Here is a 20848-nt window from a genome sequence, read left to right on the forward strand (position 1 = left end):
AGATGAACAGAGTTCGCTATCGCGTTCGCCCTGCCGGGCCGCTCAACGGCACCGCCGTCGTCCAAGGCGCCAAGAATGCGGCTCTGCCCATGATCGGTGCCGCGTTGCTCGCCCGACACGGCCAAACGGTGTTACGCAACGTCCCCGCGATCACCGACGTCCAGCGCGCCGTCGACCTCGCCCGGCTACTCGGCGCTCACGTCGAGTACCACCCGGCCGACCGGCTGCTCGTCATCGACGCCACCGAGATCACCAGCTCAAGGCTGCCAGCCGATCTCACCCGCCTGTTCCGAGGCAGCGTGTTGTTCCTCGCACCGGTGCTGCACCGCCGCGGCGAGGTCATCTTCGAGGGCGCCGGCGGCTGTGCCCTCGGCACCCGAGGACTCGACTTCCACTACCGGGGCCTGGCCCGCCTCGGCGCGCACATCGAGGAACAGGGCAGCACCATCAACATCAAGGCCGGCAACCTGCGCGGCACCGACCTCTACCTCGACACGCCCTCGCACACCGGCACCGAAAACCTCATCATGGCCGCAGCCCTCACGCCGGGCCGGACCGTCATCGAGAACGCCGCGCTGGAGCCCGAGGTCCTCGACGTAGTCGCGATGCTCACGGCCATGGGCGCCCAGATCCGCGGCGCGGGAACCGGTCGCATCGTCGTCACCGGAGTAGCCGAGCTGAACGCCGTGGAATACACGATCATGCCGGACCGCATGGACGCCGGCGTGCTGGCCATCGCTGCGGCCATCACCGGTGGAAGGGTCAACCTCGTCGGTGGCGCGGTGCTGGATCACTTCGGAGTCGCCGCACACAAGCTCCACCAGATGGGCGTCGAACTCGACGCCGCCGGGGCGGTCACCAACGTCACCCGACCCGGTCATTTGCATCCGATCAACGTCATCACCGACACCCACCCCGGGTTAGCCACCGACCTGCAGCCCCCACTGATGGCCCTCGCCACCCAAGCGCCCGGAACGAGCTACTTCCGTGAGCGCATCCACGACGCCCGCTACGCCCTCGCTGGTGAGCTGAGCAAGCTCGGCGCGGACCTCACCGTAGAAGGTGAGAAGGCCGTCGTGCACGGCGGTAAGCCACTGCGCGGCACCGAGGTCGTCGCCCAGGACCTGCGGACCGGCATTGGGCTCGTCCTGGCCGGACTTGTGGCCGACGGCGAAACGGCCATCGGCAACGGCGCAATGATCGATCGGGGCCACGCGGACCTGGCCAGCCGTTTCACCGCCCTCGGCGCTGACATCACCCGCGATGAGACATGAGGACCAGCTTCCCGCGACGCGGGCCGATGCCGAGCCGTTGGCAAGAATCGAGGAGGTGACCATGGGGCGCCCGATCACACTCGCCCATCCGCACGTCGGTGACGCCGAGGTCGCCGCCGCCGTCCGCGTCCTGCGAAGCCGAAAGCTCGTTCAGGGCACCGAGGTCGCCGCGTTCGAAGCCGAGTTCGCAAGCCTCGTCGCCGGTCGGCATTGTGTGGCGGTCAGCTCCGGCACCACCGCTCTGCACCTTGCGCTACGCGCCTGCGGCATCGGGCCCGGAGATCAGGTGATCCTGCCGGCATTCACCTTCGGGGCTACCGCACACGCCGTTGCCCACGCTGGCGCTGCGCCGGTCTTCGCCGACATCGACCCGGAGACCTTCACCCTCGACCCCGATGCGACCGCCGCCGCCATCACGCCCCGCACCGCCGCCATCGTCCCGGTCCACCTGTTCGGCCACCCAGCCGCGATGGAACACCTGACCGTCCTGGCCGCCCGCCACGGCCTCGCCGTCATCGAAGACGCCGCCCAGGCCGTCGGTGCCGCACTGGATGGCACCTCGGCCGGGGCGTTTGGTCACGCCGCAGCCTTCAGCTTCTATCCCACCAAGAACATGCACGCCATCGAAGGTGGCATGGTGGTCACGGGCGACGAGCAGGTGGCCAGACGACTACGGTTGCTGCGCAACCAGGGCATGTCGGCCCGCTACGAGTACGAGTTGATCGGCTTCAACGCTCGGATGACCGACGTCTCCGCCGCCGTCGGTCGCGTTCAACTCCGATCGTTGGCACCGTGGACCGCCCGCAGACAAGCGCATGCCGCCGTGCTCACCGAGCAACTCGACGGCGTTGTCACCCCGTCGGTCCGGCCGGGCGTCGTCCACGTCTACCACCAGTACGTCATCCGCCACCGCAACCGGGACGCCGTACGGCAACGGCTCGCCGACGTCCGAATCGAGGCCGGAATCCACTATCCGACGTCCCTGCACCGCAGCTCCGCCTACGACCAACCCGCAGACCTTCCGCATACGGAGCAGGCTGCCGCTGAGGTGCTCTCCCTGCCTGTCCATCCGTACCTGACGCCGCCCGATCTGGCTCGAATCGTGGCGGCGGTGATTCGATGAGCGCGCCACTGCGAGCAGGACTCGTCGGCTTGGGCATGATGGGCCGCCATCACGCCCGCATCCTCGGCCAGCTTCCCGGCGTCCAGCTCGTCGCCGCTGCCGACCCGGGCGGGGACCGATATCGGGCCGCCAGGGGCATCACCCTCTCAGCCACGCTGGAGCAGCTTCTCACGCATCGGCTCGACTACTGCGTCGTCGCGGTGCCCACCGCCCACCACGCGGCCATCGGACACCGACTCGCCGAGGCAGGTGTATCGGCGCTGATCGAGAAGCCCCTCGCTCCGGACCTGGCTACCGCACGGGCTCTTGCCCAAGCGTTCGACACCGCCGGACTGATCGGGGCCGTCGGCCACACCGAGCGGTACAACCCCGCACTGGAAGCCATGCAGGTCCGACTCGCCGACGGGGCTCTCGGCGACCTTTACCAGATCACCACCCGGCGCCAGGGGCCCTACCCGCCGCGAATCCGGGATGTCGGCGTCGTGCTCGACCTCGCCACCCACGACCTGGACATCACCACCTGGGTCAGCGGCATGCCGCTGACCCAGGTCACCGCCCGAACCATGGGCCGCAGCGGCCGGATCGCTGAAGATCTCGTCCTCATCCTCGGCGAGCTCAGCGACGGCACGCTCACCAGCCATGTCGTCAACTGGCTATCCCCGCTGAAGGAGCGCATCACCGCGGTCACCGGCGCTCACGGCTGCCTTGCCGCCGACACCGTCCACGGCGATCTGACCTTCTACGCCAACGGCTCCACGCCCACCGATCGAGCCGCCGTCGAGGTGTTTCGAGGCGTCACCGAAGGAGCCGTCACCCGATTCGCGATCCCGAAACGCGAGCCGCTACTCAGCGAGCACGAAGCCTTCCGTGACGCCATCCTCGGTCGAGAGGCACCGATCGTGACGCTCTGGCAGGCCGCCGCGACCATCGCCGCCGCCGAGGCCGTCCTCACCTCGGCGGCGATCGGGAGCTCCGCTGCGCCTGACCTGTCACGAGCGCCGCGTCCTCGGCTCAATCCGGCCGACTACCTGGTTGAGACGGTGACTCCATCTTCGAGGTAGACGCCGCCATGCCCGATCGCGGCGACGGCTGCGGCAACCCGCCGAGCCAGCTGTGGGATCAACACCTCGCTCAGGCGTTCCGGCTCGACGAAGTCGAACCGGTCGAGTTCGTCCGGGCACAGTCGTATCGCCGTGATCTGGTCCGCTGTCAGTACGCCTCCGTCGAAGACGAACATGAGCCCGCCGTCCCACGGTGGGTTCGCCGGCACCCAGTCGACGCACAGCAGCGCTCCCGTGGGCACTGGAAGACCCAGTTCCTCCTGGATCTCGCGTACACAAGCATCCGCCGGAGACTCGTCCGGCTCCACCATTCCGCCGGGAATCTCCCACATGTCCTTGTAGGTCGGGTGGACCACCAGCACCCGGCCGACCTGGTCCCGGAGGATCACGCCGGCGGCAGCGCGGACCCGCGTCACGCTGGCGATATAGGAGAGGTCGGGTTCGGTCTGTGTCTCGGCCACGCGACAGACCCTACGGGCTCGCCCCTGGCGAATGGCGCGTTACCAAAGGAGGGATGCCCGAACCGCAGCGACTGGGCCCGCTCTTGATACGGGTCTGCTGCACCGATAGGTGCAGCAGACCCCCTTCACCGTCCGCGAGACCAACTTCTGCCGTACCACCCGACAGGCCCTCGTCCGCGCCACCGCGGACCACCTCGCCCCGACCGGAGGACCAGCATGACCGCCGCCCTCGCCGCCCTTGTCAACGCCCCGCCGCAGCACCTCGACAGTCTCGGTGTCGCACCGTCCCAGGCGGTAGCGTCGATCGACGCCGCGAAGGTCGATACCCGGCCTATCTGGGATAGCCGTGGCAAATTTGACAGTCGTCGGGCTGGGACAAGAAGAAGCGCTCACAGCGAACTCCCGACACTCGGGTGGTGCGGCGGCCGGCCCGCCTCGCACCGCCCCTCGGAACAGGTAAAGGAACAGATGCGGACCACGACAGTCGGCGAGCTGCGGATACTGCTCCCGGAACTGGACCCTGACGATCTCGACACCGTCAGCGACCCGACCGACGATCTCAGCGACGCCACCATCGAGGATGCCTTGTGGCGTGGCGTCACCCTGGACGGCGTCACTGTCCGTGGTAGCCGGCTCGTCGGTGTCGATGTGAGCGAGAGTAGTTGGGAGGGTGGGTCCCTCTTCGGCTGCGAGATCACCCGTGCCGACTTCTCCGGCACCACTCTGTCCGGCATCAGCATTGAGCGCTGCGCCATCACCGTTTCCCGGTTCACCGGCATCCGCCTGGCTGATGTTCGGTTGAAGGACGTGCTGTTCGAGGGCTGTCGCTTCGACTACGCGTCGTTCACCCGGGTCGCCGCAGCCGGAGCTGTGGCCTTCGTGGACTGCCTTCTCACTGACGCCACCTGGTCGTCCTGCCGCCTCCCCAACATCGTCTTGCGGTCCTGCCAACTGGCCCGCCTGGAACTCGACTCCTGCCATCTCCATGGCGCGGACCTGCGGGGCAACGGCCTGCACGACCTGAAGACCGGTCTCGGCAACCTGCACGGGGTCACCCTCGACGAGGACCAGCTACCTGACCTCACCCACCTGGCCGTTCAGGATCTCCACCTGACCGTGCGCAAGCGGTGACAGGGCTGGTTCTCATGCCCTGCCGGTTGCCGGCTACGAGAGCACACGAACACATCGGGAGAACGACGTCGTGGCCTATCACCCAGGGCCGAACAACCTGCTTCGCGCAGCTCGGCTGGCGCTGCCGTCTTCGTCCGGTTCGGGGCGGCCGATGTCCCGGCAGGAGTTGGCTGACGCGGTCAAAGCCCACACCCACGCGCACGCGGGATGCCGCAGCGCCGTTGACGCCCGCTACATCGGCAAGCTCGAACGAGGGGAGCACCGGTGGTCGTTCGAGCCGTACCGCACGGCGTTGCGGGAAGTCCTCGGTATGACGACCAACGCTGATCTCGGCTTCTTCATCATCCAGGGACACGCCAAGGATCCTGAAGCGAGCCCGGAGAAACCAGGACCAGAAGCTAACTGGACCTCACCCTCCGGTGTCGACCCGGGCCGCCCGGTTTCGGTAGTGATCGCGGCTGGTCCGGTCATCATGGCCCGAGCGGCGGCGGTGCGGGTGACCGTGAACGTCCACGCCGAGACTGTCACGGCGCTGGTCCGTCACGACGACGCGACCGGCGCTGTCGCGGTCCTCGCGGGACCCGTCGAGGTGATGATCGAACCGTCGGATGTCGGGCGGGACCGCCTCGCGGCTCGACCGAGTGTGCCCTCGACTACGACAAGCCTCTGCCACGTGTCCCGGCCTTCGGACCGGCGGCACCGGTGACGAATGTGCGGGTCACGCAGCCGGCCGTGGACGGCCGGAGTTCGTCGGGTTTGCGCTTTCCGGGGCTGATCAGTCAGCAGCAGGTGGCCGAGGCGCGTAGGGACCTCGGCCACCGGTTGGCCGCGTGGCGTGCCGAGCAGGGGCTGACGCAGATGCAGCTCGCCAGCAGCATCTGTTACTCCCGCAGTTCGGTCGCCAACGCCGAGATCGGCCGGGACACCAGCGTCCGCCGGTTCTGGCAGGACGCCGACCGGGCGGTCGACGCACAAGGGGCGCTGCTTGCGGCGTTCGACCAGATGGCCGCACTGGTACGGGACTTCAACGCCCAGCGGGCGCAGGCGCGGGACGAGGAACGCCACCGACGCGCCGGCCGGACCGCCACCCGGGCCACTCACGCGGCGACGGCTGACTGTGGGTGTGGGACGGTGGTCGTCGGCCGGTGGACCGGACACGAGACCCGCGCGCTCCGCGAGGCGCTCCGGATGACCGTCCCCGACTTCGCCCGCCACCTCGGGGTATCGCCCGAGACGGTTTCCGGCTGGGAACACCACCACACGCCCATACCGCCACCGACGATGGCCACACAAGCAGTCTTGGACGAGACGCTCACGCTCGCCGACAGCAACGTCAAAGCCCGGTTCCTGCTGATCCTCGACACCCCGAACCACCACACGTAGGCCTGCGGTGAGAGGGCGGCATGGCACGAGCGCCACGTCGCGTGATGCGGCAAGGCTTCCCCGCCGGGCCCAGCCAACGGCAGTAAGTCCGTGCGTCCCCCCGCTACTGAACCAAGCGCCTTACCTCGATCCGGGCGCCGGGCGTTTCGTCGCTGCGAACGGTGCGCTTGGTCGCCTCGAGATGGTCGACGCGGTCGTCGGCCGCTTGCGATGGTCCGCGCCATTCTCGAAGCCCGAAGACGCCTTCCATCGCATCCAACGTCGGCTTGATCAGGTTGTCGAGGTCCCACACCTCGTTGGCGTTGCGCGCTTCTGGCGTACGAAACTCGACGAGAACCGAGAAGCGCTCCGCCCAAGGCCCCAAGCCACTCCTGGTGAATGCCTCGCGGACCGCGGCCTTCCACGCAGGCTCGGCTGCCGACGAGTAGCTTGCCGGCCGACCCACCACCTCCACGATGACGAGCGTCTCGAACCTCATGACAGACCATGATGATGGCAGCCCGCAGCCCCTACAACGAAAGGCTCCCGCTCTCGTCGCGGCAAATCCGGATGTCAGATCATGACGGTGCCAGGCATCATCGCGTGGATGCCCGTCGAACGATCGTCCTGGTCGATGACCTCCGTTCGTTCGTGGATGGCCGTTGCGCGGCGGTGGCCCGCACCAGCGCCGCCGGAGTGGAACTCCTCGATCGGTATCGCGACCGGCACCTGGACGAGCTGTGGCTGGACCACGACCTCGGCGGGGGCGACACGATCTGGCCGGTCGTGGAGGTTCTGGAGCGGGCTGCCTTCGACAACCGCCCCTTCGATGTCGGCGTCATCAACGTCCACTCCGCCAATCCGGCCGGTGCCGCGAAGGTCGCCCAGGTCCTCCGGCACTGGGGGTATCGGGTCCGCGTCGCATCGGGCTCCACGGACGTCGGCTACCTCGACAGCCTCGTGTGAGCTGACCGACTCGAACGCGCCGCCCGACGGTTGTCACATCCGGGGCGGCAGATCCGAGCGCCGGTGGGAGATGTCACGCTGATGCTGCGACGACGTTGAATAATCCGCAGGTGGATGGTGCCGATGCGCTCGCCCGTGCTGCGGCCATGGTCCCCGCTGATGTCGTCAATGAGGCCGGCGTGACGGTGGTGGACGTCCGCGAGTACCTCGACCACGACGAGTGGGAGGTCGCGCTCGACCTCCTTGCGGACCTCGACACGGGTTGGCAACCGCCGACCGCTTGGTGGGATCTGCTGATCGACAGCGCCGAGCTGATGGGGGTCTCTGATGCCGCCGCGTGGTGCCGCTGGGGTCGGTGGGAGAGCATCCACGGGATCGTCCGCGCAGAGTTGCGGCTCCTGTCGCCCGCCGAAGGAGGACGGCGAACGCCGATCCCGGGCAAGGGCGTCCTCCGACCGCTGTGGGATGTCGGCAGGCGCACGGCCGCGGGCGACCCCGATCTGCTCGTGGCACGCATCTGGGTGGAGTCGGCGCCGGCGTTGCCACCAGGCGCCACCGGGTCGGTCCGCCTTGGCCCGCTGTCCCCAGCCCTCTGGAGGCACCTACAACCGGGCATGACGATCACGATGCACGAGGGTCGGCCCATGGTAGGAACGGCCACCATCATCGAGGCGTCGAACACGCGCTGACATCGGCAGGACCGAAGGCGTGCTCGATCGGGTTTGTGGCGTCGCTGCGCAGCATGCGTGGTCTGCGGCAGATCGGTTGCTGGCGGGTAGATCGCCAGGTAGACAACCGCGTACCTTGGTCTATTCGTGGCCGCAAGGCTCGGCACAAGGACCCGCTGTTCCACTCTTATCGTTCAGGGACGTGGACGGTGGCAGGTGCCTCCCGGCCCGACCTGATGGGAACACAGCGCGCACCACAGCGTCGGTACGGTCTCGTGGATTGTTGCTCCGAAGACGACGGGGTTCGCGTCGGCGGTCTGCGCCGGTGCCCGGGTGAAGTACCGGATGGTCCACACGTCTCGGTCGTTTGGCCAGGCGCTGAGCTGGACCTGGACAGCCACACCGGCATCGTCGTCCAGCCACCAGGACTCGGTCGGGCCGGTCGCTTCGGGCACGCGCCGCGGTAGACGCCGCTCGTCCACTACCGGGACCACCTCGCGCGGCGTGTGGCAGGTGAACGTCCGATGGAACCAGCCGCTGACCGTCACGAGCATGGCGTGGCTCTCCAGACGCTGGTCGACGGAGCGGTCGATCACGCGGTAGGACCACTGGCCGGGTCCCATAGCGGTGCGGCCGTCAGCAAGGATGTCGATGCCCCAGGTCCAGTCGCCGTCCACGATTCCGGTGAAGGCCAGCCCGAGCGGGCCGCGATGGACCACCACACCACCATCAAGGCCGTACTCCATACCGTTGGAGCCGATGACCGGGTACCAAAGCCCACCGAACCGCTCCTCGAACCCGATCATCGCCTCGATCAACTCATCGGGTGCCGCCTCGATCCGGTTATCGACGCGGAGGACGGCCATCGAGCGGATGTCGGTAGTTGCCATGCGCGGTATCCGGGGGCGGGACCGTCGGGCGAGAACTGCCCGAGCACGGCCAGACAAGCTTGGATCATCAAGAACGTATACCCGGCAATCTATCACCGGAGCTCACCCACGAACCCGCTCACGGACTGCCCGATCAGGCCGAGGTCGAAGGCGTGCCGCTTGAGCACGCCTTCGCGCTGCAGGTGGGATGCTGTCGGGGCGGGGCGCATTCACCGGTCTGCCCATGCTGTTGCTGGCGAGCTCTGCATGCGGTGTCGGCGGCTGGAAGAACGGCGACGTGGCTCTGAGCGGTCTATCGGCGAGGACGCCCTCTCATGATGTGAGACAGTCGATCCGGCTGGCCAAGATTCTTCTGCCTATTTCGGCCGGGAATCCGTCCCATTCGAGACAAGTACGGGTCAGCGGGTACTACTGCGTCCAGCTGGGTCCGTAAGCGTCATGATCGACTGCCGGTGATGCTGGTTGACATGGTGCTGCCGACGGAGGCGTACTGGTACACAGACGACCGAGTGGCGGCCTACCCGCCGGGTCCGATCGATCGGTGTGGTGACGCTCCCTCGGGAGCGTCGCCGATCGTTCGAGGCTCGGGAGGGGCGGGCCGTCGATGGTTCTGAGTGACAGGGGGTTCGCCATGAAGGATGTTTCTCCGGCGGGTTGAGTCGACGCCCTACCGGACCGTCGTGATGTCGACGGCTCCCGGAGCATCTGTCCCAGGCTGAGACGATCCCACTACCGGCGCGGCGCTATGCCACCCGGCTCGCCGCACCTGTCACCGCTGTAACCGCTGCCGCGACCGCCCTTCTGGTGGTCGTGGCGGTCGTTGCTGCCCTCATCCGTTCTCGGGTCGGCCGGTGCACCGGTCGACGTGTTCGTTGAAAAGTCCACAGTGCACATACTCGCGGTCTTTTGGTTTCTGCAGGCGGCCGCTACGGCGTCCCGACGTTCGATGTTTCCTCATGTTTCGATCAAGGAGTTGCTGTGTTCCTCGTGCATCTCGTCTCTGCGCTTCGGTTTGGTGCCAGTGGCGGTGGCAGATCCCGTCTCAGTCCCCGTTGCGGGGTCCGGCTTGGCGTCGGTGTTGAGGTCAGTCTTCAACCGGACGCCCGAACGGACCCCCTGTCGTGTCTTACACCGCAGGCCTGGCCGGCTGTCTGCGCTATCGGCTTGTCCTGCGACAGACCCTGCCTGGTCTCGGGTCTCTCCCCCTGGGGCTGGCATCCGCACCGGGAAGGAGGTGATGACCGGTGGATGATCCGGTTCTTCGGGTCCAGTCCCAGCTGACGGCTCGTGACCGTGTGCTGTTGGGCTGGCTCTACGACCACGGTGTGTTGACGTCGTTCCAGGTCGCGCATGCCCGCGTGGCGGTCTGCCTGCCGAATCCGATCGGCCGGTCTGGTGACGCTTCTTCGGGAACGTCGCCGGTCGTTCGAGCTCGGGAGTAGGCGGATCGTCGTCGGTTTTGAGTGGCAGGGATCCCTGGCTGCCAGGGTGAGTTGAGGCCAGCGGTTCATGGCAAGCCCTTCCCTACGGGCAGGGGGAGCCGTTGAGGGAAAAGCTCGTGGGGGTCGCGTTGCTGCCGCTCCACGTACCCTGGAAGCCGAACGACACGCTCGCGCCGGCCGCGATCGTGCCGTTCCAACTGGCGTTGCGGACCGTGACGGCGGAGCCGGACTGGGCGTAGGTGGCGCTCCAGAGCGTGGTGATCCGCTGGTCACCCGGGAACGTGAAGGCCAGTGTCCAGCCGTCGACGGCGGTCGTGGCGGTGTTCTTGATCGTGACGTCGGCGACGAATCCGCCGGGCCATTCCGACTGCTTCTGGTAGGTCACCGCGCAGGTGGGGCTGGCTGGCGGAGTGGTGGGGCCGGTCGGCGGGTCGACCCGGACCTCGTTGGTCGCGATCGACACGTTGCCCGCCGCGTCCCGGGCCCGTACGTAGTAGTGGTTGGGCACGGACGGCCCGAGTGACACCGGGTAGCTGGTGCCCGGCACGGTGGCCACCAGCGTCGAGGCGAACACCCCGTCCCAGCGGTAGACGTTGTAGCCGGTCACCCCGACGTTGTCCGTCGAAGGTGTCCAGTTCAGCTTGGCGGACGTGGTGGTCACGTCGCTGACGGTCAGCGTCCCCGGGGTGCTCGGCGGCACGGTGTCGGGGCCGGTGTCGGTCGCCGGGGTGACGATGGTGAGCGGATCCGACCACTGTGAACTGTGCCCGCCCGAGTCACCGGCCTGCACGATGAAGCGATACTGCGTGGCCGGCTTGAGGGTGATCGTGGCCGTGGTGACGTTGCCGACCCGGACGGAATCCCCCAGGTCGTAGAACGCCTGGAAGTATCCGATCGTGTATCCGGTGACGTCGCAGCAGCCGGGCTCGGCCGCCGTCCAGGTCAGGGTGACCGACGTCGAGGTGATCCGGCTGACCGCCAGGTTCCTCGGCGCGGTCGGCGGCAGGTCGGCCGGGGGCGTCGAGCTGGTCGCGTCGACCGTGTTGGACGCGGCCGACAGGTTACCCGCGGCGTCCTTGGCGCGTACGTAGAACTGGATGTGTGGGCCGGGTCCCGTCGTGGCCGAGGGCGGCAGCTGGTACGTCGTCGACGTGGCGGTGCCGAGCAGCGTGGAGGTGTACCAGCCGTCGAACCGGTAGACGTGGTAACCGGTCACGCCGACGTTGTCCGGCGCGGCCGACCAGTACAGCGTGCCGTTCCGGTTGGTCAGGTTCGTCGGCGAGCCCGGTGGCACGGTGTCCGGGCCGCTGTCGGTGGCCGGAGCCACCACGATGATCTGGTTCGACCAGGGCGAGGTGTGTCCCGCCGAGTCCCTGGCCGCCACCCTGATGCTGTACTGGTGGGTCGGCGAGATGTTGATCGTGGTCGTGGTGACGTTTCCGACCGTCGCCGTCGGGACCACGTCGTTGAACGGCTCGGGGTACATGATGGTGTAGTTGGTGATGTCGCAGCAGCCGGGGATGGCGGCGGTCCAGCTCAGGGTGACCGCCGTCGAGGTCACCTTGGTGGCCCTGAGCAGCGCGGGCGGGGCCGGTGGCGCCGGTGTGCTGGGCGGGGTCGATGGCGGGACGGTGCTCGCCAGCGTCGACACGGTGTCGGCGCCGGCCGCGGGTGTGGTGACCAGGCCCATACCCAGGACCGCGACCGGCAGCGCGGTGGCGGCCACGACGGCCGGCCACAGGCGACGGAACAGCGATCTGAGGTCGACGTCCATCATGTAAGGACGATGACGTTACAGATAGATGTACGTCAAGGTGATGTTCGATAGCTGGGATGCGCGACGGTGTGGCGTGGGATGCATCCAATGGCGCCGGCGTGCTGCCCGGATTGGTGGGTCGACCCGATCATTGTTTCGTCGATCGCGGACATCGATTGACTGTATATAGACGGATAGTAATATGTGTGCGAGTTCGGTCCGTCCTGGGCTGATCGGCGGCAGGAGTCTCCGATGGGTGTGAAACGACGGCGCAAGCCACGACCGGCCACGGCGATCGGGGTGGCCGGATCTCTCGTGGCGGGGCTGCTGACCTCTCAGGTCGCCGCCGGCCCGGCGGCGGCCGCCGCCGGCCTCACCCTGGCCGTGGACGTGTCCGCCGCCCGGCACGTGATCAGCCCCGACATCTACGGCATGAACGGGGGCGACCCCGCCCTCGTCACTGAACTCGGTACGCCGGTGGCCCGCTGGGGCGGTAACGCGAGCAGCCGGTACAACTTCAAGAACCACACCTACAACACGGGCAGCGACTGGTACTTCGAGAACATCGTGGCCGGCCCCGACAACACGGTCGAGGCGTTCGTCCAGCGAAACCGGGACCAGGGGACCAAACAGGTGGTCGCCGTGCCGTTGATCGGCTGGGTGGCGAAGGACTCGCCCTCGTCGCACCCGTTCGCCTGCGGCTTCCCGGCCACCCGTTTTCCGGAGCAGGACTCGTTCGACCAGTGGGACCCCAACTGTGGCAATGGTCGGCACGCCGACGCGAACCTGGTCGGGGCGGTCCCCTCGGACACCTCGATTCCGGCCGACGCGTCGTTCGCGGGCGAGATGGTGTCCCATCTCGTGAACCAGTTCGGTCCGGCGTCACATGGTGGTGTGCCGATCTACGAACTCGACAACGAGCCGGTGTTGTGGAACTCCACCCACCGCGACGTGCATCCCGAGCCGGTGAGCTACGACGAACTGGGTGGCAAGGGTACGGCGACCGCCGCGGCCATCAAGGCCGCTGACCCGCGTGCGGCGGTGCTCGGCCCGTCCGGCTGGGGCTACTGCGAATGGGTGGCGTCTGGTATGGACGGCTGCGCGCCAGGCGCGGACGCGGCGGCGCACGGCGGGCTCAACCTGTCCCAGTGGTATCTGAAGAACATGAAGGACTTCAGCGACGCCCACGGCGGGAAGCGCTTCCTCGACTACTTCGATCAACACTACTATCCGCAGATCAGCGGGGGTAAGGACCCGGATGCCAACGCGCTGCGGCTGCGCTCCACCCGGTCGTTGTGGGATCCGACGTACGTTGATGAGTCGTGGATCGGTCCCGGCGGGGTGAATGCGCCGCCGTTGCAGTTCATCCGCCAGATGAAGGCGTGGGTCACGCAGTACTACCCCGGTACGAAGGTCGCCATCACCGAATACAACTGGGGCGCGCTGGACGACATCAACGGCGCGCTCGCGCAGGCTGACGTGCTCGGTATCTTCGGGCGCGAAGGTCTGGACCTGGCCACCATCTGGGGCGAACCGCGACCGACCGACCCCGGTGCGTACGCGTTCCGGATGTACCGGAACTACGACGGAGCCAGGAGCAGGTTCGGGGACGTGAGCGTGTCGGCGGCCAGCAGCGACCAGGGGAAACTCGCGGTCTACGCCGCACAACGCTCGTCCGACAAGGCGCTCACCGTCATGGTGGTCAACAAGACGGGCCAAGATCTGACATCACGGATGGCCCTCGCCGGATTCCACGGCGGGCACAAGGCGCAGCGGTTCACCTATGGTCCGGCCGATCTCACCTCGATCATCCGGGGTGAGGATCTCCCGGTGACCCGTGGCGGCGTCAGCGCGACGTACCCGGCGAACTCCGTGACGCTGCTCGTTCTGCCGCAGCGCCGACACTGAGCGGGTGGCAGGGGCGGCCCAGGATGGAGGCGTGGCGGATGCCGTGCTGCCGTCCGGGCCGCCCCTGGGCATCGTCGGGGCCGACCCGCCGGAGGCCGGTGACGTGGCGGTGGGCGGCGCACTGATCGGCGGCCGCGCTGGTGGGCGGCACGAAGGTGAGCTTCCAGCAGCCTCGCCAGGGCTGACCACATCTTGTCCACGACAAGGCGGATGACGGTGTCGATCACCAGCCGGGGCAGCCTCGAATCGAACCGCCGCCACAATGTCCACCGCTTCGAGTAGCGTGGCCGGCCAAGCACTGAGTTCCACTACGACGCGGCCGGCAACGTGACGCTGATGCGTCGCTACGACACCGACGACGGCGACTGTCTCTCGTTGGAGGTGGAGCATCGGCCGGACGGCACGCGCGCCGAGCGCCGATTCCACCGCAACGGTGCCGTCGCGGTGGAACGCCTGACGCGCGACGACCGCCTGCAGGGCGAGGTGTGGTCCACTGCGGATGGCCTGCGCTACGCGGAGGTCAGCCCCTGCGACGAGCCGTACGTTACCAAGAAGGGCAAGTCCCGCGTGGTCGAGCGGTGGCGCTGCGTCGATACCGACGGTCGCGGTGTGGCGGAGGGTTTCGTCCGCCCCGGACTCGACGGCGGCCCGGTCGGCAGGTGGCGCCTGCTCGACGCCACGGGCGCCGTGAGGGCGACCGTGAAGTTCAAGCCGCTTCGGGTGGACCGGTCGGAGCTGTCCGCGGCGTTCGTCCAGGCGATGCACACCTGGCGGGAGATGCCGTTGCCGGCGGCACTGTCCGGCGTGGACGGCGTGCCCTGGAAGAAGCTGGATACCTGGGAGGGGGACGCGCGGAACGTCCCGTTCCTGCTCAAGGGACTCGCCGTGCCGCATGGGGAAGCCTTCGGCACCGCGCTGAACGAGCTGTGGAACCCGATCCTGCGCCAGAACACCGTCTCGGAGGCAGCCGGTCCGGCGTTTCGCTACCTGGTCGCGCTGGCCGGTGCGATCACCGACGCCGGCCGGCTGACCGACCTGTTGGACTTCCTGGTCCGCATCGCCACGCGCGAGGGGATGCTCGGCGGTGCCCACGAGATCAAGCGCCTCCACGCCGGCATGCCCGCCAACGTCCGCAACCCGGTGAAGTACTTCCACGACAACGGCACCGAGGGCGCGTACCACGAGATCTACGCCGCCATCGACGCTGCCACGCCCACCTGGGCGGCGCTGAGCACCCACGACCACGCCGGCGTACGCCGCTGCGCCCTGCACCTGCTGATGTGCGCGGCCGGTGAGCCGGCGGCGCAGGAGCTGCGCGACCGGCTCACCACCCCGGACCGCCTCGCCCGGGCCGAGATCCTGGTCGGGCTGGCGCTGCACGACACCACCCCGCAGAACCGGGCGGTCCTGGAGACGTTCCTGTCCGGCGACGACGACATGCTGCGGTTCTGCGCGGCGCTGACCTGGGTACGGCTGCAGCTCGAACCCGGCGAGCCGGCGGTACGCGTGCTGATCGACGCGCTCGCCGGCACACTGGAACTCGACGGGTTTCAGCAGATCTTCCTCGTCTCCGGCAGCGCCTCGGCCGAGGCGACCATGACCCTCGCGCTGCTGCCGGAGCAGCAGGCCGCCGGGTACTCGACGAGCTGTGCGCCACGCTGGACAAGACCGATCCGGTCAGCGCGGTGTCGGTAGGTAAGGCCCTGCTGGACCTGGTGTTCCCGGTCGAGGCGTACGCCGAGGGCAACCCGCTCACCGGAGCGCAGCGAGGCGTCGTGGCCGCGATCGCCGCCAGCGACACCGTCTGGACGTTCGACGTCAACCTCCGGGAGGTGCTGCGCTGCAACGGTCTGCCGACCGACCGCGACCGGCTGGGCGCGCTCGCCCGCGACGAGAGCAGCGACCCGGACCCCGGCCAGGACGGCACCATCACGACGACGATGTCCGCCTTCGGCGGGCCGGAGAACACGCTGGACTCGTTCCGCGCCCGCCGGGACGGCGACGTGGCCTGTCAACGCGGCTGAACTTTGACCAGTTCGTCTTGCCGGCGGCCGGCGTGATGGGCATCGGCGAGGCGGGACACCCATTGGGCGTGGCGGAGAGGCCCGGCCGCCCCCGCCAGCCGGGACGGCCGTGTACGTCTCGTTCTGCCTCAACGATCGATTCGCCGATCTTGGCACTGCCCGCGTCCGACGCCCCCGACCCCCGTGCCGACGTCGGGAGTCCGCCGCAGCCGCCGTCGGACCGTGCCGAGCGTCCGGTCCAGCGGGAAGTACCCGAGCTGGCGGGAGTCGAGGCTGGCCGAGGTGTTGTCGCCGAGCAGCACCAGCCGGCCCGGCGGCACCCGCTCACCGGCGACCGCGCGCAGGGCGGGCACCGGCGGCACCGGGTCGCCTGGCACCGCCGCCACCCGCTTGATCATCCAGCGCCGGCCGCTCACCGCCGCCGGGCCGGCCGTCGGTGACAACGGCGGCCGTCGCCACCGACCGTGCGGTGCCGGCTGCTCCACCACCACGACCTGCCCCACGGTCGGCGCCGTGGTGCGCCGGACCAGGACCCGGTCTCCGTCGTGGTAGGTCGGCTGCATGCTCGCGCCACGCACCGTCACCGCGACCAGCCGCCGGGCCACCAGCGCGACGGCGGCCAGCCCGGCCCCCAGTGTCGCGGTCGGCAACGCGAAGGCCAGCGCCCAGCCGTTCCGGGCGCCGACCAGCAGCGCCGTCGTGGTGCCGGCCAGCAACCCGAGGGCGAGCGCCAGTGACAGCGTTGCCGGCGCGACCCGGGTACGTCGGCGGCCCCGCACCACCTGCCCGGTGGTCGGCGGGGGACCGGGGCGGCCGACGGTCGTGGCCCGGGCTTCCGGGCCGTGCGGTCGGCCCGACACGTCGTCCATCAGTGCTCCCCGGCGCTGTTCACCAGGCCCGTAGCGGCGTCCTGGTAGCCGGTGGACTGCAACCGGAACAGCCGGGCGTATTCGCCGTCCACGGCCGTCAGTGTTGCGTGATCGCCCTGCTCGATCACCCGCCCGTCGGCCAGGACGACGATCAGGTCGGCGTCCCGGACGGTGTTCAACCGGTGCGAGATGAGCAGGCTCGTACGCCCGGTCCGGTGTCGCCGGAGCATGCGATGGATCTCCTGTTCCGCCTCGGCGTCGAGGCCCGCGGACGGCTCGTCCAGGATCATCAGCTCCGGCCGGTGGCGCATCAGCGCCCGGGCCAGGGCCAGTCGTTGCCACTGCCCCTCGGACAGTTCCACCCCGGGCTGGTCGGGTGTGCCGGTGGCGTCGAGGAAGAAGGTCCGCGACAGCAGGGTGTCGAAGCCGTCCGGCAGTTCGGTCAGCCGGTGGTGGATGCCAGCCCGTGCCGCGGCCCGCTCGACCCGGTTCCGGTCGTCGATGGCGTCGAGGTCGCCGAGTGCGATGTTCTCGTGCGCGCTCAGGTCGTAGTGCATGTAGTCCTGGAACACCGCGCCGATGCGGCGGCGCAGTTCGGCGGCGTCGACGCGGCGCAGGTCCACGCCGTCCCAGTGGATGCTGCCCCGGGTCGGGTCGTAGAACCGGCACAGCAACTTCACCAGCGTGGACTTCCCGGCGCCGTTCAGCCCGACCAACGCCACCGTCGCGCCGTACGGGACCCGCAGGTTGACCCCACGTAGCACCCAGGGGTGGTCCGCCGAGTAGCGGAACCACACGTCGCGCAGCTCGATGCCGCCGCGCAGGTGCGGCAACGGATCCGGCCGGGCGGCCACCGGCAGGTCGGGCGGCGCGGTGGTCACGGCCAGGTAGTGGTCGAACATCAGCATCGCCTGGTGGCCCCGGGCTAGCTCGCGCGCCATGGTGACGAGCGCGCTCTGCACCCCGGCCACCGCGGCGACGAAGATCGTGACGTCGCCGACCGAGAGCGTGCCGCGCCGGGCGGCGGTGACCGCCCACACCACCCCGGCACCCGACACGGTCGCGGCGAGCAGCCCCAGACCGCCCTGGACGACCAGTTCACGCCGGTCGACGGCGCGGCGCGCGGCGTCGGCGCGGCGACGGTCGGCCAGCATCCGCCCGCGCAGGAAACAGCCGAGGTCGAACAGCCGGATCTCCTTGGCGGCCTCCACCGTGGACAGCAGGTTGCGGTAGAAGAACTCGCGGCGCTCGGTCGGGCCGATCGCCCAGAGCATCCGGGCCCGGCGTCGGGCGAGCAGCAGTTCGGCGATCACGGTCGGTGCGGCGGACACCAGCACCAGCCCGGTCATCGCCGGACTGAGCACGAACAGGGAACCGAGGAATCCGGCGATGGTGACGGCCGCCCGGGTTACCCCGAGCGCCCCGTCCACCGCCTGCATCGGGCTGGTCCCACCGGCCTGCTGGGCCAGCCGGAGCCGGTCCAGGAAGGCCGGGTCCTCAAACCGCCGTAGCCCGACGAAACCGGCGACCGCGCGGAACAGCCGGTCGTGTGCGCGCAACCCGATCGACCGGTTCAGTTCCGCCCGCAGAAAGTCGGTGAGCTGCGGGGTGACCCCGGCCAGCAGGCCGGTCAGCGCCAACCCTCCGGCCAGCAGCGCGAGCCCGGTGAGCGCGGCGTCGCCGACCAGACCGTCGAGCACCAGCTTGGTCAGCCAGGCGGCGAGCACCGGCAACGTGCCGCCCAGCAGGGTGAGTACGGCGTACCCGGTCAGGCGCAGCGGCGCCGCCCGGGCGGTGAGCGTCGCCGCGGCGCGTGCCCGGGCCAGCCCCCGGGGTCCGGGTGCCGGAGCCGGCGGTGGACGCCTCATCCGACCGCCACCGCTGCCGGCCGGTCCACCTCCACCTGGTTGGCGCCGACCACCAGCCGTCCCGCGTCGTCGCGGTCGACTCGCAGCAGCGTCGGGTACGCCCGTACGCCGAACGCGCTGCTCACCGCTCCGTCGCCGCGTTCGACCACCACGCGGGCGACCGGGCTCAGTTCGGCGAGGAAGTCGCCGGCCTGCTCGGCGTCTCCGATCACCACCGCCAGCGGAGCTTCCTGCCCGGCGGGCAGCCCACGCGTGTGTGCGACGAACTTCGGCAGCTTGTCCTTGCAGGGGCCGCAGGTGGGTGAGAAGAAGGCGACCAGGGTGCCGGAGCCGAGTCGGTCCGTGGTGACCGGCTCGCCGGTCACCGTCACTGCCTCGAAGGTGCCGACCTCCTGGCCGACCTTGACGGCGGGCGACGGCGGGACGACCTCGGCGAGCAGCGCGGTGTGCTCGCGCAGCCGTTTGACGACGCCGAACGTCAGGACGAGATCGAGCAGGCAGAGCAGCCCGACGAGGGCGACCGCCGCGATGAGGATTGACATGGTGTCTCCCGGAATGCTTCCCGAGGGTCCGCCGGCGGGGCCCGCGGACCCGGGTGGACTGGGGGTGAGACCCGGCCGGCGGGCCATCGCCGGCCGGGTCGGGCCGGTCAGTAGCAGACGATGGTCGAGCAGCCAGCCCCGTCGCAGCAGTACGCGTCGCAGGCGCCGTAGCCGCACTGCCAGCAGCTCGAGAAGTACTTCCATCGGCAGGCGTTCGCCGAGGCCGCCGCCTCCACCTCCGGCACGAACAACCCGAGGAACTTGCCACCCACCTTCTCCATGAGCCGGTACATCCCGATCTCCCTTCCGTCGATGGCGGTACGCGTGGGGTCGCTCCGCACGCTGGTGACCACCGTGGTCGGGACGGGTGCAACGGCCGTGGAAGCCGGGTGGAAGACGACGGCCGCCCGCCGGGCGCAACCCGGTGACCACCGGCAACGGCGCGTAGAGAAACGTCGATCCGGCCGGCTCGGCTGCCGGGCCGCCGGCGGCCCGTCCACCGGGCTTCCACCGGCCTTACACACCCGACGGGGAGGCTGGGGGACCGGCGTTAATTCGTCGCCGACGCCCTCGACCGTGGCTGACGGCAGCCGCTGCCGCGCGGGGGCACCGGATGCACGGGCCGGCGCGTCTCGCCGGTGGCCTGGACGGCTCGGCCGGCGGCGCGGCCCCGGCGACCGGGCGCGGTGTGGACTGGTCGGCGGGCCCGTCGCCGCCAGAAGATTCAGGGAGGCGAGGTCGGATGCGCTATCTGGAGGTCGGAACGAGAGCCCTGCTCGCTGTCGTCTTCGTGGCGGCGCTGGTCGGCAAGGTGTCGGGCCGGGCGAGCTACGCGGCCTTCGTCCGGTCGCTGCGGCAGATGGACGTGGTGCCGGTGCGCGTCGTGCGACCCGCGGCAGCCGCGACCGTGGTCGCCGAGGCGATGGTGGTGCTGCTCCTGCTGGTCCCGGCCCGGTGGGGTGGGATCGCCGGATCGGTGCTGGCCGGGGTCCTGTTGGCGGCGTTCACCGCTGCCGTGCTGGCGACCGTCCGCCGTGGACGGCGCGCCCCGTGCCGCTGCTTCGGCGCCTCGGACACCCCGCTGGGCTGGCGGCATGTGGTCCGCAACCTCGGGCTGACGGCGGCTGCGGCGCTCGGCCTGGCCGCGTCGGTGTCGTCCGGTGAGCTGCAACTCGCGGCGGCGTCACTGGCCGTGTTCGCCGGCCTGCTCGCCGGTGCGCTGGTGGCCGCGCTCGACGAACTGGTCGCCCTGTTCCGGTCACCCGCCTGAGCGGTGCGCGGTAGGGCGGTGGGCGCCAGGCTCCTCGGCCCGGTGAGCCAGGGGCGGGTCCGAATGTCCGCGCCCTCCGGTCCGGCCCGACTCCGGCAGGCGCAGGGCGCCGTTGATTGATGTCCATGCATAACTGAAACCTTCCCTGACGCTGGCCGCCCGCTGGGGAGCGTGATGGACAGGCCCCGGTGTACAGGACGCAACGGGCACCGACGCTCACCGCCTCGCGTCGC

At 69.5% G+C, this 20848-nt stretch carries 20 protein-coding genes; 12 read left to right on the top strand and 8 right to left on the bottom strand.

What is annotated here, in order from left to right; all coding sequences use genetic code 11:
* Positions 1-2 precede the first annotated feature (2 nt).
* The 3 genes from murA (at position 3) to ACIQG9_RS05245 (ending at position 3458) form a co-directional block, all read left to right on the top strand.
* Positions 3-1274, top strand: coding sequence for a UDP-N-acetylglucosamine 1-carboxyvinyltransferase (gene murA, locus ACIQG9_RS05235; RefSeq protein WP_400398592.1), 1272 nt, complete (start codon positions 3-5; stop codon positions 1272-1274).
* Between the two features lie 61 nt (positions 1275-1335).
* On the top strand, positions 1336-2397 hold the full coding sequence (locus ACIQG9_RS05240; RefSeq protein WP_400398802.1) for a DegT/DnrJ/EryC1/StrS family aminotransferase: 1062 nt from the start codon (positions 1336-1338) through the stop codon (positions 2395-2397).
* Positions 2394-3458, top strand: a complete 1065-nt coding sequence (locus ACIQG9_RS05245) for a Gfo/Idh/MocA family protein (protein WP_400398594.1) — start codon at positions 2394-2396, stop codon at positions 3456-3458. Before ACIQG9_RS05240 ends, ACIQG9_RS05245 begins: the two co-directional genes overlap by 4 nt.
* Here ACIQG9_RS05245 and ACIQG9_RS05250 read toward each other — a convergent pair.
* Positions 3422-3919 (bottom strand): NUDIX domain-containing protein, encoded by a 498-nt coding sequence (locus tag ACIQG9_RS05250; RefSeq protein WP_400398596.1) that lies wholly within the window; start codon positions 3917-3919, stop codon positions 3422-3424. The two genes, ACIQG9_RS05245 and ACIQG9_RS05250, sit on opposite strands and share 37 nt — an antisense overlap.
* A gap of 468 nt (positions 3920-4387) precedes the next feature.
* Here ACIQG9_RS05250 and ACIQG9_RS05255 point away from each other — a divergent pair, with 468 nt between their 5' ends.
* The 3 genes from ACIQG9_RS05255 to ACIQG9_RS05265 all read left to right on the top strand — a co-directional run bounded on the left by ACIQG9_RS05255 (position 4388) and on the right by ACIQG9_RS05265 (position 6433).
* Positions 4388-5050, top strand: coding sequence for a pentapeptide repeat-containing protein (locus ACIQG9_RS05255; RefSeq protein WP_400398803.1), 663 nt, complete (start codon positions 4388-4390; stop codon positions 5048-5050).
* A gap of 70 nt (positions 5051-5120) precedes the next feature.
* Positions 5121-5756, top strand: coding sequence for a hypothetical protein (locus ACIQG9_RS05260; protein ID WP_400398598.1), 636 nt, complete (start codon positions 5121-5123; stop codon positions 5754-5756).
* Positions 5757-5782: 26 nt separating this feature from the next.
* Positions 5783-6433, top strand: a complete 651-nt coding sequence (locus ACIQG9_RS05265; protein WP_400398600.1) for a helix-turn-helix domain-containing protein — start codon at positions 5783-5785, stop codon at positions 6431-6433.
* A 103-nt stretch (positions 6434-6536) separates the two neighbouring features.
* Here ACIQG9_RS05265 and ACIQG9_RS05270 read toward each other — a convergent pair whose 3' ends face one another.
* The gene (locus ACIQG9_RS05270) at positions 6537-6911 is read right to left on the bottom strand and encodes a hypothetical protein (RefSeq protein ID WP_400398602.1); all 375 of its coding nucleotides are present in this window, start codon (positions 6909-6911) and stop codon (positions 6537-6539) included.
* A gap of 104 nt (positions 6912-7015) precedes the next feature.
* Between ACIQG9_RS05270 and ACIQG9_RS05275 the strand changes: the two genes are divergently transcribed.
* Together ACIQG9_RS05275 and ACIQG9_RS05280 are read left to right on the top strand one after the other, a co-directional pair.
* Positions 7016-7378 (top strand): cyclic-phosphate processing receiver domain-containing protein, encoded by a 363-nt coding sequence (locus ACIQG9_RS05275; protein WP_400398804.1) that lies wholly within the window; start codon positions 7016-7018, stop codon positions 7376-7378.
* 110 nt (positions 7379-7488) lie between these two features.
* Entirely contained in the window at positions 7489-8067 is a 579-nt protein-coding gene (locus ACIQG9_RS05280) for a hypothetical protein (protein ID WP_400398604.1), read from the top strand.
* Between the two features lie 173 nt (positions 8068-8240).
* Here the strand turns inward: ACIQG9_RS05280 and ACIQG9_RS05285 are convergent, their stop codons facing one another.
* Both ACIQG9_RS05285 and ACIQG9_RS05290 read right to left on the bottom strand, forming a co-directional pair.
* Positions 8241-8936: a hypothetical protein gene (locus tag ACIQG9_RS05285; RefSeq protein WP_400398606.1), complete on the bottom strand. Its 696-nt coding sequence runs from the start codon at positions 8934-8936 to the stop codon at positions 8241-8243.
* Positions 8937-10460: 1524 nt separating this feature from the next.
* Complete coding sequence (locus ACIQG9_RS05290; protein ID WP_400398608.1) at positions 10461-12155, bottom strand: cellulose binding domain-containing protein; 1695 nt, start codon at positions 12153-12155, stop codon at positions 10461-10463.
* 231 nt (positions 12156-12386) lie between these two features.
* Between ACIQG9_RS05290 and ACIQG9_RS05295 the strand changes: the two genes are divergently transcribed.
* From ACIQG9_RS05295 to ACIQG9_RS05305, 3 genes are all read left to right on the top strand, one after another.
* Complete coding sequence (locus ACIQG9_RS05295; RefSeq protein WP_400398612.1) at positions 12387-14042, top strand: glycoside hydrolase family 44 protein; 1656 nt, start codon at positions 12387-12389, stop codon at positions 14040-14042.
* A 336-nt stretch (positions 14043-14378) separates the two neighbouring features.
* Complete coding sequence (locus tag ACIQG9_RS05300) at positions 14379-15737, top strand: HEAT repeat domain-containing protein (RefSeq protein WP_400398614.1); 1359 nt, start codon at positions 14379-14381, stop codon at positions 15735-15737.
* Positions 15728-16066: a hypothetical protein gene (locus tag ACIQG9_RS05305; protein WP_400398616.1), complete on the top strand. Its 339-nt coding sequence runs from the start codon at positions 15728-15730 to the stop codon at positions 16064-16066. Before ACIQG9_RS05300 ends, ACIQG9_RS05305 begins: the two co-directional genes overlap by 10 nt.
* A gap of 128 nt (positions 16067-16194) precedes the next feature.
* Here the strand turns inward: ACIQG9_RS05305 and ACIQG9_RS05310 are convergent, their stop codons facing one another.
* The 4 genes from ACIQG9_RS05310 to ACIQG9_RS05325 form a co-directional block, all read right to left on the bottom strand.
* Positions 16195-16935, bottom strand: coding sequence for a S26 family signal peptidase (locus ACIQG9_RS05310; RefSeq protein ID WP_400398618.1), 741 nt, complete (start codon positions 16933-16935; stop codon positions 16195-16197).
* Complete coding sequence (locus ACIQG9_RS05315) at positions 16935-18803, bottom strand: ABC transporter ATP-binding protein (protein ID WP_400398619.1); 1869 nt, start codon at positions 18801-18803, stop codon at positions 16935-16937. The genes ACIQG9_RS05310 and ACIQG9_RS05315 overlap by 1 nt, the downstream gene beginning before the upstream one ends.
* A complete protein-coding gene (locus tag ACIQG9_RS05320; protein ID WP_400398620.1) occupies positions 18800-19345 on the bottom strand; it encodes a TlpA family protein disulfide reductase in 546 nt (181 codons plus the stop codon). Before ACIQG9_RS05320 ends, ACIQG9_RS05315 begins: the two co-directional genes overlap by 4 nt.
* Positions 19346-19452: 107 nt before the next feature.
* Positions 19453-19686, bottom strand: coding sequence for a hypothetical protein (locus ACIQG9_RS05325; RefSeq protein WP_400398621.1), 234 nt, complete (start codon positions 19684-19686; stop codon positions 19453-19455).
* Positions 19687-20087: 401 nt separating this feature from the next.
* Between ACIQG9_RS05325 and ACIQG9_RS05330 the strand changes: the two genes are divergently transcribed.
* Positions 20088-20615: a MauE/DoxX family redox-associated membrane protein gene (locus ACIQG9_RS05330; RefSeq protein ID WP_400398622.1), complete on the top strand. Its 528-nt coding sequence runs from the start codon at positions 20088-20090 to the stop codon at positions 20613-20615.
* The last annotated feature ends 233 nt before the right edge of the window (positions 20616-20848 follow it).

The sequence above is a fragment of the Micromonospora sp. NPDC092111 genome, from assembly GCF_044755745.1.
Lineage (GTDB): Bacteria > Actinomycetota > Actinomycetes > Mycobacteriales > Micromonosporaceae > Micromonospora.